12 protein-coding genes are annotated in these 14,273 nt (G+C 38.2%); 7 read left to right on the forward strand and 5 right to left on the reverse strand.

Annotation, left to right across the window (positions count from 1 at the left end):
* Positions 1-36: 36 nt before the first annotated feature.
* Together AC1DNH_RS08030 and AC1DNH_RS08035 are read right to left on the reverse strand one after the other, a co-directional pair.
* Positions 37-777 carry an outer membrane beta-barrel protein gene (locus tag AC1DNH_RS08030; RefSeq protein ID WP_477578391.1) on the reverse strand — a complete coding sequence of 247 codons (741 nt, stop codon included), beginning with the start codon at positions 775-777 and terminating at the stop codon, positions 37-39.
* Between the two features lie 285 nt (positions 778-1,062).
* Positions 1,063-2,244, reverse strand: coding sequence for an asparagine synthetase B (locus tag AC1DNH_RS08035; protein ID WP_108198204.1), 1,182 nt, complete (start codon positions 2,242-2,244; stop codon positions 1,063-1,065).
* A 233-nt stretch (positions 2,245-2,477) separates the two neighbouring features.
* Here AC1DNH_RS08035 and AC1DNH_RS08040 point away from each other — a divergent pair, with 233 nt between their 5' ends.
* Positions 2,478-2,939 carry a peptidylprolyl isomerase gene (locus AC1DNH_RS08040; protein WP_029275450.1) on the forward strand — a complete coding sequence of 154 codons (462 nt, stop codon included), beginning with the start codon at positions 2,478-2,480 and terminating at the stop codon, positions 2,937-2,939.
* 147 nt (positions 2,940-3,086) lie between these two features.
* A complete protein-coding gene (locus AC1DNH_RS08045; RefSeq protein ID WP_057932097.1) occupies positions 3,087-3,629 on the forward strand; it encodes a DUF5606 family protein in 543 nt (180 codons plus the stop codon).
* 60 nt (positions 3,630-3,689) lie between these two features.
* Here the strand turns inward: AC1DNH_RS08045 and AC1DNH_RS08050 are convergent, their stop codons facing one another.
* Both AC1DNH_RS08050 and rlmH read right to left on the reverse strand, forming a co-directional pair.
* Entirely contained in the window at positions 3,690-3,818 is a 129-nt protein-coding gene (locus AC1DNH_RS08050; protein ID WP_256449212.1) for a hypothetical protein, read from the reverse strand.
* Positions 3,819-3,882: 64 nt separating this feature from the next.
* A complete protein-coding gene (gene rlmH / locus AC1DNH_RS08055; protein WP_477578389.1) occupies positions 3,883-4,356 on the reverse strand; it encodes a 23S rRNA (pseudouridine(1915)-N(3))-methyltransferase RlmH in 474 nt (157 codons plus the stop codon).
* 113 nt (positions 4,357-4,469) lie between these two features.
* Here rlmH and AC1DNH_RS08060 point away from each other — a divergent pair, with 113 nt between their 5' ends.
* On the forward strand, positions 4,470-6,284 hold the full coding sequence (locus AC1DNH_RS08060; RefSeq protein ID WP_477578387.1) for a MutS-related protein: 1,815 nt from the start codon (positions 4,470-4,472) through the stop codon (positions 6,282-6,284).
* A 160-nt stretch (positions 6,285-6,444) separates the two neighbouring features.
* On the opposite strand, the gene AC1DNH_RS08065 is transcribed toward AC1DNH_RS08060, so the two are convergent.
* A complete protein-coding gene (locus AC1DNH_RS08065) occupies positions 6,445-7,329 on the reverse strand; it encodes an AraC family transcriptional regulator (protein ID WP_477578385.1) in 885 nt (294 codons plus the stop codon).
* A gap of 219 nt (positions 7,330-7,548) precedes the next feature.
* Between AC1DNH_RS08065 and AC1DNH_RS08070 the strand changes: the two genes are divergently transcribed.
* The 4 genes from AC1DNH_RS08070 (at position 7,549) to AC1DNH_RS08085 (ending at position 14,262) form a co-directional block, all read left to right on the forward strand.
* Positions 7,549-10,287 (forward strand): DUF1553 domain-containing protein, encoded by a 2,739-nt coding sequence (locus tag AC1DNH_RS08070; RefSeq protein WP_477625293.1) that lies wholly within the window; start codon positions 7,549-7,551, stop codon positions 10,285-10,287.
* Between the two features lie 11 nt (positions 10,288-10,298).
* The gene (locus tag AC1DNH_RS08075; protein ID WP_230144678.1) at positions 10,299-11,810 is read left to right on the forward strand and encodes a DUF1501 domain-containing protein; all 1,512 of its coding nucleotides are present in this window, start codon (positions 10,299-10,301) and stop codon (positions 11,808-11,810) included.
* A gap of 123 nt (positions 11,811-11,933) precedes the next feature.
* Positions 11,934-12,866, forward strand: coding sequence for a sugar phosphate isomerase/epimerase family protein (locus AC1DNH_RS08080; protein WP_477582677.1), 933 nt, complete (start codon positions 11,934-11,936; stop codon positions 12,864-12,866).
* Between the two features lies 1 nt (position 12,867).
* Positions 12,868-14,262: a c-type cytochrome domain-containing protein gene (locus AC1DNH_RS08085; protein ID WP_477625294.1), complete on the forward strand. Its 1,395-nt coding sequence runs from the start codon at positions 12,868-12,870 to the stop codon at positions 14,260-14,262.
* The last annotated feature ends 11 nt before the right edge of the window (positions 14,263-14,273 follow it).

The following is a 14,273-nucleotide window of genomic DNA, read 5'->3' on the forward strand; positions in this document are numbered from 1 at the left end:
AATAATCCGGGAGGCTTTTGCTTTAAGGCCTTTCGCTTAGAAAGAATAACCAACTGAGAAACCTAACACGCGGTTAGTTAATTTATTGGTATTAGCCTGTCTGTCTTTCGGAGTCAAATCTGTTAAACCTAAGCCATAGTTAGCACCTACTAAAAATCCTGAATTTGTGCGGTACGCTAAACCAAAGTTTGCACCAAATTCGGTACTGTTATAATTTTTATCGCTGGCACTACCAAACGATAGGTCTCTATCATTAGAAGTCGTAACAGTAGCACTGGTATTGTTGGAGTTGTTCACTGTTGTAACCGTGTTTTCTCCTTTGTCTTTACCTGAAATGTTAAAACCGATATACGGACCAGCACTGATCTGAACCGCGCCGGCATCACCAGTAGGAATTCTGAATACTGCATTTACGGGTACCTCAATCGCCATTAAATTGGTTTTAATAGAAGAGGTGGTCGTAATGGTATTGTTTCCTGCGGTTGCTGTATTTACGGATTCAAATTTATTACCCTTGTTCTGTAATGATACGCCTGGTTGAATGAAGAAATTATTTCCTACACCAAAATCACCAAATGCGGTCACATTGAAGCCAACATTGTTTTTTGCATTATCATTAAAATTATTGGCTGCGGCATCATCGCCACCAGCGTGAAACTTTGAAAGGTTAACGCCAGCTTTTATTCCAAAGCGAGCAGTTTCACTAGTCATTTTTGTTTGTGCAAATGCACCTGTTGCTAATAATAAAACTGAAGCGCTTAATAATAACTTTTTCATAATATTTTTCTTTTAGAAGAATCTTGTTTAAAAATTTCAGGCTTAAACCTGCTGTTAATTACAAGCCTCAATTCCAAAAGCTGTGCCAAAGTATCAAGTGTGTTACAAAAGAGTGTGTAATGTATTGGTTTTCAGTATGCTTTTTGCGGTATTTAAGTGTGGCTATGATGCAAATCAGAAATGCCGTTAAGCATAATTTACTGTATAGATAACAGGAATATAGCGTAGGGGTTACAATTTTTTAAACGGGAAAGAAATAATACCAAAAGCTAAATCTCTTATAAATTATGTTTTTTGTGGTTTCTTTTTCGCGGCCGGAAAAAGAACATTATTTAAGATCAAACGATAGCCAGGTGAATTAGGGTGTAGATTTAAATCTGTTGGCGGATCGCCTACAGCATGTTGATAATCTTCCGGATCGTGCCCGCCATAAAAAGTAAACTGACCTTTGCCAATTTCTCCATGTAAATACCTTACCTCTGCAGCACCTTTATTTTCACCCAAAACAGTTACACTTGTTTTAACTAAACTCTTTCTGAAAGCTGTGGTTTGCCCCATAAAACCTTTAATCACCTTATCATGATCTTGGGTAAGCATGGTTGGAACAAGATCCCATTTGGCCGAAAAATCGAATAAAGTAAAGTAATCGTTGGTTTGGTTCAGTGTACGGGTTTGAGTAGCGTCGATATCCGAAAATTCATAGTTCATTGGGTTGTTATCTAACTTGAAATTCTGGAAGGCTAAGGTTTTATTAAAATCCAGTTTACTTTGTGCATTTGGATCTGCAGCATCACCATCAAACATTTGAGCGCAAATATCTACCCCATCAGCAGCAAGAGCAATGTCGAAACTATCAGTGCCTGAGCACATTGCAAATAAAAAGCCTCCACCAGCACAATATTCTTTAATGTGTTTGGCAACGGCTAATTTCATTTCAGAAACCTTTTTATAACCCATGCGCTTAGCTAGGGTTTCCTGGTTTTTAACATCTTCCTGGTACCAGGTTGCATACCTGAAATTAGCCCAGAAACGGCCATACTGCCCGGTAAAATCTTCATGGTGCAAGTGTAGCCAATCGTATTTGCTCAATTTATCCTGTAAAATATCATCATCATAAATTACATCGTACGGGATTTCGGCGTAGGTTAAAACGAGTGTAACGGCATCATCCCAGGGTAATTTGCTTTTTGGAGAGTAAACCGCAATTTTTGGTGTTTTCTCCAGCTTAACCATCTCCATATTCACCGCAGGATCGCTGATTTCGTTTAAAAGGTTGGTTACCTTTCCATCGGCCATTACTTCGTATGATACGCCACGGATTTTAAGCTCGTCTTCAACTGTTTTATTGTATTTAATTAAAAAACTTCCGCCGCGATAGTTTAAAAGCCAGTCAACCTCTAGTTGTTTGCTGATTGTCCAATAGGCAATACCATATGCTTTAAGGTGGTTCTTTTGGTCTTCATCCATGTAAATTAACAAAGAAGAAGCCCTTAGCCCCAGGGAGCAAAGCAGGCAAATGAGCAGGATATAATATTTCTTTATCAAATCGGTATGCTTAAAACACTAAAATACCGCATTTAAACTGTATAGAAAAATTTAATGATGTTATAAGTTATACAATTTTGTTATTTTTGCCCTCTACTAAAAAAATACGATTGTTTTTTAGGTGAGTAAAATTTAAAATTAGTACCGATATTGATATGAGTAAAGCAATAATAAAAACAGAAAAAGGCGAAATGACTGTAGAATTCTACGATAATGATGCGCCGAAAGCCGTTGCAAACTTTAAAAAATTAGCTAAAGAAGGCTTTTATGATGGTGTAACTTTTCACCGTGTAATTCCTAACTTTATGGTTCAGGGCGGATGCCCAAATTCAAAAGACCCGGCTAAAGCACATTTAGCAGGTACTGGTGGCCCAGGTTACAAAATTGATTGCGAACTGGACGGAGAAAATCAATATCACGATCGTGGTGTTTTATCTATGGCTCACGCTGGCCGCAATACTGGTGGTTCACAGTTTTTTATTTGCCACAGCAGAACAAATACCGCTCACTTAGACCGTAACCATACTTGTTTTGGTAAAGTAGTTGAGAATGTAGACCTTGTAGATGATATTCGCCAAGGTGATAAAATTTTAAACATAGAAGTTTTAGAAGATTAGTGCGCAATGGGTTTGGCGATAAGCGTTTAAAGCGCTAATACCAATTGCTCAATATTGAGGTTTTAAAACATTAGAAAACGCGATGCGTTTGGCGGTGAGCGTATTACAACGCTAAACTCCAAACACTAACCGCTAAACACACATAATATGAATTTAAGAGGAATTGTTGCCGTATCTGGCAGACCGGGTTTATTTAAACTGGTTGGACAAAATAAAGTAGGTTACATTTTAGAAGGCTTAGATGCTCAAAAAACTAAAGTTGTTGCCAACATCACCAACACAAAATTAGCTTCGTTAGAAGATATTACCGTGTATGGCGAAGATGAGGAAATTAAATTGGCAGATATTTTTGCTAAAATTTCAGCAAAAGGATCTACTCCGGATTTGAAAGGCGATTTACGCGCTTATTTCCTTGAAGTAGCACCAGGTCACGATCAAGAGAAAGTTTATGCTTCTGATATGAAGAAAATTATCACTTGGTATAACTTATTAAAAGACCTGCCATTGTTTACTGAAGAAACTCCGGAAACTCCGGGTACACCAGCAGAGGTTAAGTTATCAGAAGAAAAAGCAGCTTCAGATAAAAAACAAAAAGCTACAGGATCTAAAGCATCAGCAAGTGCTAAAGCAACTACTAAAACTTCAGCACCAGCTAAAAAAGCAAGTATGACCAGTAAAAAAGGCGTTTAAGCTTTATTTACCCAAATTATAGCGAACACCAGGCAATTTGTCTGGTGTTTTTTTGTGGGGTTAATCGAAGAAATAATAAAGCAAAGCTATAATAACCAATGATGCAATAATGCTGATCCATAGGTATTTATTGTTGCCGTTCTGATTGCTTTTATATCTGTATTCCCGTTTATATTTATCTAATAGCATAATTTCTTTTATTTAATGATGATTTTTATTCGCCTTTTCCATAGCTCATTCACATTGTCCATCTCTAAGCGTGATGATAAGGTTCTCCTTTTAAAATGCTAAATCCCCGGTAAAGCTGCTCTACAAAAAACAATCTGATCATTTGATGAGAAAAGGTCATGTCAGACAGCGAAATTAATCCGTTTGCCCTTTTGTAAATGGTTTCATCAAATCCATAAGGCCCGCCAATAATAAAAATTAAATGCTGTATACTACCAACCATCTGTTTATTTAAGTAGTTTGAAAATTCTACGGATGAATATTTTTTTCCTTTTTCATCTAATAAAATAACAACATCGCCATTGTTAATTTGTTTATGCAGCAACGCTGCTTCTTTTGTCTTTTGCTGGGCCTCGCTTAGGTTTTTAACATTCTTTACATCTGGCAAAGCCACAAAACTAAAGTTAATATAGTGCTTTAAACGGTTGATGTATTTATCAATTCCTTCAATTAGATATTTATCTTCTGTTTTGCCAATGGCGATCAGTGTAATCTTCATTTAATATTTTGCCTATCTTTAGAATTTCGAGATTCAAACTTAGAGAAAATTGTAACAAAAAAGACAATCTATCGATCTTATACCTTCGAAAATATATACACCGAAGCGATATCATGTTAAAACAACAAGCAGAAATAATAGCCGATTACGATCAAAAAATTAAACAGGTTACCACTGATATAGCAGAGACCAAAAAAATAATCGATCAACTTTCTTTCATCCGGATAGGCCTTTTTCTAGCCGAAATTTTATTTTTTGTTCTACTATTACGTTCTGCGGATGATGGATTACGCACATTAATTCAGCTTGCATTATTGGTGCCAATTATTGCCTTTGCCTTTATTGTACGGAGGCAAAGTAAGCTAGACCGCGAAATCGATTTTAAAAAGCAACTCTTGTGGGTTTATCAGAATGAATGGAATGTTTTAAACGGAACAGCGAATGGTTACGATCACGGTAAGGCTTTCGAATCCGAACTGCATCCCTATACTTCCGATCTTGATATTTTTGGAAATGCATCTCTGTTTGCACTGATCAACCGTTGTAGTACCAAAAGCGGAAATAACCTCCTGGCTAAAAAATTCGCAGAGAAACCGACCAGAGATAAGATATTACTCCGCCAGGAAGCCATAAAAGAAGTAACAGATAAGATAGCAGAAACTTATAGTTTCAGGGCTAATCTGCATGGTTACGACCCCGATAAAATAGAGCAGATTAAAATACAGCTTAAACACCAATTGGGTGCACAATTGGAATTTGTAAAGAGTAGTTTTTTGAGGTTTTATGTAAAGCTGGTGCCTTATATTGCTGTTGGTTTAATTTTGGCGGCACTTCTTATTAGCGCTGCTTTTTGGAAAATACTGGCACTTCTATTTGTAATCCACACGGGATGGAATGTTTTATTGGGCTCAAAAATTAACAAGGTTTTTTACACCTTTGGTGGAAGTTCAAATCTGTTAAACGGTTATGCCAGCGCTATTTTATGGACAGAGAATCAAAACTGGCAAAGTTCATACACCTTAAGTTTATTAGATTCAAAAATCCCGGTAAGCAAAGAAATTAAGGGCCTATCTAAAATTATCCAGAATTTTGATGCCAGGCTAAATATCCTGGTTGGTGGTATATTGAACGCACTTTTACTTTGGGATTTAAAGTGCTGCATCAGTTTAGATATTTGGTATAAATCTTCATCAGAGGATGTGATTTCGGCCCTTGACCATTTAGGCGATTTTGAAGAGCTGATATCATTGGCCACAACAGCCTATAATCAGCCAGATTGGGTTTTTCCGGTAGTAGCCGATCAATTTGCATTGGCCACCACCCATATTGGCCATCCGCTTATTAACCAGCAGGTTCGGGTGGATAACGATTTTCATTTAGAAGCAAAACCAACTGTAGATATTGTAACGGGTTCTAACATGGCCGGCAAAAGCACTTTTCTACGTACTTTGGGTATTAATATGATATTGGCTTACACTGGTGCACCGGTTTGTGCGAAAACCATGCAATTGTCGGTTTTTTCGATCAATACTTATATGCGGATTAAAGATTCGCTGAACGAAAGTACCTCAACTTTTAAGGCAGAGTTAAACCGCCTGAAAATGATTTTAGATAATGTAGTTAAAGACAAAGATACTTTTGTATTGATTGACGAAATGCTGCGTGGTACAAACAGTAGGGATAAATATTTGGGCTCGAAGGTTTTTATACAAAAGCTGATTAGCGAAAAAACACCTGCGCTTTTTGCTACACACGATTTGCAACTGGCAGATCTGATTATCGATCACCCCGAAACCGTCCGTAATTTCCATTTTGATATCCAGATCACCGAAGGTGAAATGAAATTTGATTATTTACTAAAACACGGACCATGTAAGACTTTTAATGCAGCTATTTTGCTAAAGGAAATTGGTTTAACCTTAGATTAATTTTTAATAAATTCCATGGTGTTGGATATGGCTATTTTCGTGGTGTCAGATGTTACCATCTGACACATAAGAGGTTTAAATGATAATTATAAATAAATATTCTGGCAGATGGTAACATCCTACTGCACATCTAACATCCTGCTGCCCACAAAAAAAAACATCAATTAAACCTATTATCACGGTATTGTTTCGGCGAAATGCCCATGATACTTGAAAAGAGCCTGCTAAAATAATAAGGATCGTTAATGCCGACTTTTTGTGCAATTTCGTTAATCCGCAGGTTGGTGAACAATAAATACTGTGTTGTTTTCTGAATTTTGAGCTGGTTAAAATAATCGATAGGTGAGGTTCCGGTTTTCTTTTTAAAAATGGCCGATAAATAGGAAGGTGAAAGGTAAACAGCCAGTGCCATTTCCTTTAAACTAAGCATCTTTTCAATATTTTTCCGCATAAAATCTATAACCTCTTCAACTTTATCAGGTTCCATAATTTTATCGTTAACGAGATGTTTATCGGTATAAACAACTTCAGCAATGTATTGGTGAAAACATAAATTGGCATAAATTATATTTTCTCTACTAAAACCTCTTTCTAATCGGTTGTAAATCGTATCGAACAACATATTCCGTTCTTCACTAAAACCCGCATAAGCCTTATAATTCTGTAACGAAGCAACCAATTGATCAGCACCGGTTCCCGAAAAATGGAACCAATAAATAGTCCATGGTAACGCTGGGTCGGCTTGGTAAGTATGTGCTGTTTCTTTCGGAATAATAATAAAATTACCTGCTTCAATATGATAATTAGTATCCTGAAATTCTACGTTTCCCTTTCCTTCTACGCAATAAATCAAAATATGCTGATCTGAACCATTATTTCTTTTTATATAGTGATTCAATGCCTTACGGTAATAACCAATATCGGTAATAAATAAATTGTTTATGATTTCATTTTTAGTGCACTGTTTTATAAGTACATTCTTGGGAATGATAAAGGCTTTTTGAAAATCAAAACTATTTTTCTGTCCTACTTGGCGTTTCTCCATTGTGATTCTTAATAAAAAGTAAGATAATCCATTTTTTGAGCAAGTTAATACATTTTTGTATTTTATTTTTTTCTTGATCTTTGGTTTAAGGGAAGCGAAATCTTAGCGATTTAGTCTAATAGTCGCTTCTACTGTAATTTTTGATAAATGTTTAGCTTAATTTAACTTTGTATACAGGTTGAGTGATCTAAAAATTAGCTTAAATTTATTCTAACCAAAATGTTATTAAAAAAGAAAATATTATTTGCAACAGGCTTCGTGCTGGTTGTGATTACCTTAATAGCCTTTTCGCTTTTCTCGTCGGAGAAACCGATCGATTTTAACACGCAGGTTAAGCCCATTTTAAATAAAAAATGTATCTCCTGTCATGGCGGGGTTAAACAACAAGGCGGTTTTAGCGTGTTGTTTAGGGAAGAGGCTTTGGCTAAAACCAAAAGCGGCAAGCCTGCAATTATTCCAGGCAATCCTGAGGATAGTGAATTTATCAAACGCTTAAAATCAAACGATCCTGAAGAAAGGATGCCATATAAGCACCCTGCTTTAAATAATGATGAAATTGATATTTTGAGTGGTTGGATAAAACAAGGTGCAAAATGGGGCAACCATTGGGCTTATGTTAGTGTAAAACCGACTGAATTGCCAGATGTGGATAATGATTGGATACGCAACGATCTGGATAAATTTATTTTTGCAAAGCTTGAGGAAAATAAACTTGAGCCATCTAAAACTGCTGATAAGGCTACCCTATTGAGAAGGGTAAGTTTAGACCTGATCGGTACTTACCCATCAGATAAACTGGCCAAATTCTATTTGAACAGTAAAGACGAACAGGCAGCCTACAATGTGCTGGTTGATAGTTTGCTGGCTTCGCCTAAATTTGGCGAGCGCTGGGCATCGATGTGGCTGGATATAGCACGTTATGCCGATACTAAAGGCTACGAGAGTGATCCTAACCGAAATATCTGGAGTTATCGCGACTGGGTGATTAAAGCCTTTAACCGCGATATGCCATATGATCGGTTTATTACCGATCAGATTGCCGGAGATTTATTTCCAAATCCAACTGATGCCCAATATATTGCTACGGCTTTTAGCAGAAATACGCCAACCAACGATGAGGGGGGGACCAATAATGAAGAATTTAGAACGGCAGCGGTTTTAGATCGTGTAAATGCCACCTGGGAAGGGTTAATGAGTACAACTTTCTCTTGTGTACAATGCCATAGCCACCCATACGATCCTTTTAAACATGATGAGTATTATAAATTCATGTCGTATTTTAATAATACAAGGGATGAAGACGTTTCTGCAGAATACCCATTACTTAAAGATTTTAATGATAGCCTTAAAAACGAGCTCAATCATTTAACCAGCTGGGTTAAAGCTGTTGCGGGTAAAGAAAGAGCTGCCGAAGTTGATTTATTCTTAAAAACGGGTCAGCCGGCAATAAACTCTACAACGGCCGATGAATTGGTGAATTCAGTAATCGGTAATCATAACATTGCACTTTATTTTAAAAATAGCTCATCTGCAAGGTTAAAATCTGTAAACCTTGAAAATGTTGACCAATTGATTTTCCGCTACAACTGCAGTAAACCTGGTGGTACAATGAGTTTACATTTAGGCTCACCAAACGGCCCTGTTGTAAAATCGTGGAAACTGGCCCAAACTAAAGGTTATGAAAATGTAGAAGTAGATTTTGCAAAGCAAAGTGGGATAAAGGATGTGTATTTAAAGTATACCAATCCTTCGGTAAAAAATCCTGACGAATTTATGGTGTATTTCGATTGGTTTTATTTTACCAAACAGTTTCCCGGAAAAGGCAAGCCTGAGTATGTGGCCAATAAAAAAAGATTTACTGATTTAATGAATGCAAAGGTGCCAACAACGCCGATTATGGTCGAAAATCCATTGAGCATGCAGCGCAAAAACTATGTGTTTGAGCGTGGTGCATGGACTTCGAAAGGCAAAGAAGTTAAAGTTGGTGTACCTAATTCTTTGGCTTTTGCTATGCCTAAAAATGCACCTAATAACCGGATGGGTTTAGCCATGTGGCTTACCGATAAAAGAAATCCTCTTGTATCGAGAACAATGGTGAACAGACTATGGGAGCAGTTATACGGAGCTGGTTTGGTAGAAACTTTAGAAGACATGGGCACCCAGGGAATGGCGCCTACCCATCAGGAACTTTTAGATTTTATGGCTTATCAGTTTATGTACAAATACAACTGGAGTGTTAAAAAAATGTTGAAGGAACTGGTGATGATGGCAACTTACAGACAAGATAGTAAGGTAACCGAAGAACTGAAAGAAAAAGATCTGTTTAATAAGTTTTACGCCAGGGGTTCGCGGATCAGGTTAAGTGCTGAGCAAATCAGAGATCAGAGTCTTGCCGTTTGCGGGGTATTAAGTAATAAAATGTACGGACCACCGGTAATGCCCTGGCAACCTGAAGGAATTTGGTTTTCGCCTTATAGTGGTGCTAAATGGGTGCTAAGTGGTGGGGAAGAACAATACCGCAGGGGAATTTATACTTATTGGAAAAGAACAGCCCCATATCCATCAGCTATTGCCTTTGATGGAGCATCGAGAGTGGTTTGTAGTCCGCGCCGTATCCGAACCAATACCCCATTACAGGCCCTGGTTACCTTAAATGATAGTGTTTATATCGATTTGGCAAGAAAACTGGCGCTACGCATGGAAAAAGTAGGAGGAAGCACCAGCAAATCTAAAATTGCCAAGGGCTATGAATTGATCTTATATAAAACGATCCCTCAAAATAGGTTAAAAGTATTCGAAGGCCTGTATGCCAAGGCTTTTGGCGAGTTTAGCAAAAACTCGGCAAGTGTATCGGCATTTATGGGCGATAAACAAAAGAAATTTAAGCCAGAAGAAGCAGCTATGGTGCTAGTAGCCAATGCAATGCTTAACCTGGATGAAGTGGTTACCAAAAATTGATTTGATCGGTTATGACAAGAGACGAATTAAACGCACATAGGTTAATTAAAGAAGCACATGAAGCAAATGCACGCCTAAACTCGCGGCGCCATTTTTTAAAAGAAAGTGCGATGGGTTTGGGTGCTTTGGCAATGGGTTCGTTATTGGGTAGCTGTGGTAATCTTTTTTCGAGTCCACAAACAAAGATTGCTTACGATCCTGCACACCCATTATTGCCAAAATCGCCACCACTTGTAGGTAAGGCCCGAAGTGTAATTTATTTGCACATGGCAGGTGCTCCATCTCAATTAGAATTGTTTGATTTTAAACCAGAGCTAATGAAAATGGACGGCCAGGATTGCCCTCCATCATTACTTGCCGGGAAAAAATTTGCTTTTATAACCGGGGTACCTAAAATGTTGGGCCCACAGGCTAATTTTGCCAAATATGGCCAGTCAGGAGCTTTGGTGAGTGATAATTTACCACACTTTTCTACCATGGTAGATGAGGTAAGCTTTTTGAAAGCTGTAAAAACAGATCAATTTAACCATGCTCCGGCGCAGTTGTTGGTACATACAGGTTCACCGCGATTGGGCAGGCCAAGTATGGGCAGCTGGGTAACCTACGGTTTAGGATCAGAAAACCAGAATTTACCGGGATATGTAGTGCTTACCAGTGGCGGTAGTTTCCCCGATGCGGGAAAAAGTGTTTGGGGAAGTGGTTTCTTGCCCTCCGTTTATCAGGGTGTACAATGTAGAAGTGAGGGAGATCCGGTACTGTTTATAAAAGATCCGGATGGAATGAACCGGGACTTGAGAAAAGCGTCTATCGAAGCCATTAATAAAGCTAACGAGCAGCAATATCAAGAGTATAACGATCCTGAAATTTTATCGCGGATAGCACAGTATGAAATGGCTTACCGCATGCAGATATCGGCACCAGAGGTGATGAACATCAATGATGAACCAGCCTACATCCACGAAATGTATGGTACACAACCAGGTAAAGCTTGTTTTGCCAATAATGTGTTACTTGCCCGTAAACTGGTAGAAAAAGGGGTACGTTATGTGCAGTTATTCGACTGGGGATGGGATGCGCACGGCGATAATCCAAACAACTCACTTAACATCGGACTGAAGAATAAATGCAGAACCATTGACAGGCCAATTACAGCTTTATTACTCGATTTGAAACAACGCGGTTTATTAGAAGAAACCCTGGTTGTTTGGGGCGGTGAATTCGGGCGTACGCCAATGATGGAGAACAGAAATGGTATTCAAAATCCATTTAAAGGTAGAGATCACCATACAGAAGCATTTACCATATGGATGGCCGGCGGAGGTGTGAAAAAAGGATTTACACACGGCGAAACAGATGAAATTGGCTATAGTGCCGTAAGCGGAAAAGTTGATGCTTTTGATATTCAAGCCACTATTTTAAACCAGTTGGGCTTCGATCACGAACAATTTACCTATCCTTTCCAGGGACGGCCATTTAGGTTAACCGATGTGGCAGGTAAGGTGATATCAGAGATTGTAGCTTAACTCAGGAGTCGGAAGTCCTGAGTTCACAGTCTATTAACCGACTAACCCAATGACCAATTTTCAATTGGCAATTACCAATAAACTAATGCCCAATCTACAAATGAACCAACAACAAGTGAACCAATGAACCAAACCAGAAGGAAATTCTTACAAAATACAGCTGTTGTAACGGCAGCATCAATTTTGGCCCCCGTCCAAAACATGAGTGCCAACGAACTTAAAAATATAAAAGCAAAAGCTGGCTACGAACTATTATTTATGCAAACCGATTGGGGTTTTGGAGGCACAAGAGATGAGTTTTGCGCAGCAGCCAAAAAAGAAGGATATGAAGGCATTGAAGTATGGTGGCCTGGTGAGGACAAAGCGGTAAAAGAACTTTTTGATGCGGTTAAGAAATATAAACTGGAAATCGGATTTTTATGCGCCGGATCGCAGTCGAACATAACTGAGCACTTAGCTTCTTTCAAAAAAAGTTTAGATGCTATTTGTGCCAATACTTATCAAAAACCTGTTTACATCAATTGCCATTCGGGAAAAGATTATTTCACTTACGAAGAAAATAAACAGATTATCGATTACGCAACGGCCAAGAGCAAATCGTCGGGCATACCCGTTTATCACGAAACGCATCGTAGCCGTATGATGTTTGCTGCACATATTGCCAAAAATTTTGCTGAGAAAAATCCAGAATTGAAATTCACCTTAGATATTTCGCATTGGTGCAATGTGCACGAAAGTTTATTATCTGACCAGAAACAGACCATCGATTTTATTTTAGAAAAGGCAGAACATATCCACTCGCGGGTTGGGCACCCCGAAGGACCACAGGTAAATGATCCACGGGCACCAGAATGGGCAAAAGTGGTAGAAGCACACCTGGCCTGGTGGGATAAAATTATAGCACGCAAAAAGAAAAACGGCGAGCGTATAACCATTCTTACCGAATTTGGCCCGGCTGATTATATGCCTACCTTGCCTTACACGCGCCAACCCCTTGCCGATCAATGGGCAATAAATGTTTACATGATGAATTTATTAAGAAAGAGATATCAATAAGATGTTAGAGTTTTTCGGCCGCTTTCACCCAGTTTTTGTCCACCTTCCTATCGGAATTTTGTTACTTGGCTGTATATGTATTCTCTTATCATTTGCTGCAAAGTTTATCAACCTAAAACCAGCCATTCCTATTATGCTGCTTCTGGGTGCGTTAAGTGCTGTAGTATCTTGCATTACTGGTTATTTATTGGCCAATGGCGGCGATTATGACGGGAAACTCGTGAGTAATCACCAATGGATGGGAATCAGTGTTGCTGTTTTATCTTTTATATTGTGGATTATTTACCAAAAGGTTAAATCAAATGCCATACTAGGTACAATAGCGGTGGTTCTCATCGTGCTCATTTCAATTACGGGGCATTTAGGCGGTTCTTTAACCCATGGTTCTGATTATTTAACCGCACCGTTAAAATCGGGCAGTACAAAAGGTGGTGCAGCCATACCACCAATTCCCAATGTTCAGGAAGCCTTTGTTTACCAAAATGCTATTCAACCACTCTTTCAAAATAGGTGTTATAGTTGCCATGGCAGCGAAAAGCAGAAAGGCAAGCTTAGGTTAGATCAAGAAGCATATATTTTAAAAGGTGGAGAAGATGGACACACCCTGGTAAAGGGTAAAGCTGATGATAGTGAGCTGATGAAGCGGATTTTATTGCCATTGAATGATGAAGACCACATGGCGCCTAAAGAAAAGCCTCAACTTACTAACAATGAGATTGCCTTATTAAAATGGTGGATTGATAATGGCGCCGATTTTAAAAAGAAATTTAAAGATCTTCCTCAACCAGAAAATATAAAAACAATTTTAGCCAGCCTGCAAAAAGGCGAAAGTGGGGCCGGGCAAATCAAAGCCAGTGATATTCCAACTGAAGAAATTTCGGCAGTTGATAATAAAGTATTGAAAAAGTTTACCGATGCAGGGATTACCGTATTCCCGGTTGCCCAGAATACCAATTACCTTTCGGCCAATTTTATCAATGCACAATCGATGGGCAAAGATGTTTTGGACCTGATAAAATCAATCGAAAAACAGCTCCTTTGGCTTAAGTTAGAAAACAATAAAGTAAACGATCAAACCTTAACTGCAATAAAAGATTGCAAAAACTTAACCAGGTTAAACCTAAACAATACCCAGATCACAGATGCAGGTTTAGCATCGCTGAAAGATTTAGATCAGTTACAATCATTGAGTTTGGTCGGGACAAAAATTACTGTAAAAGGGATTAATCAATTAAAGAAACTAAAAAATTTAAAATTTCTGTATGTGTACCATACTGGAATTACTAAAACCGATTTAGCAGGTATTAAAAAAATATTGCCTAAAGTAAATTTAGATACCGGAAATTACACTGTACCTAAAGTTGCTCAAGATACTACAGTATTTAAAGCACCTTAAGGTTTATAACA

The sequence above is a fragment of the Pedobacter sp. 01N310 genome (genome assembly GCF_056399805.1).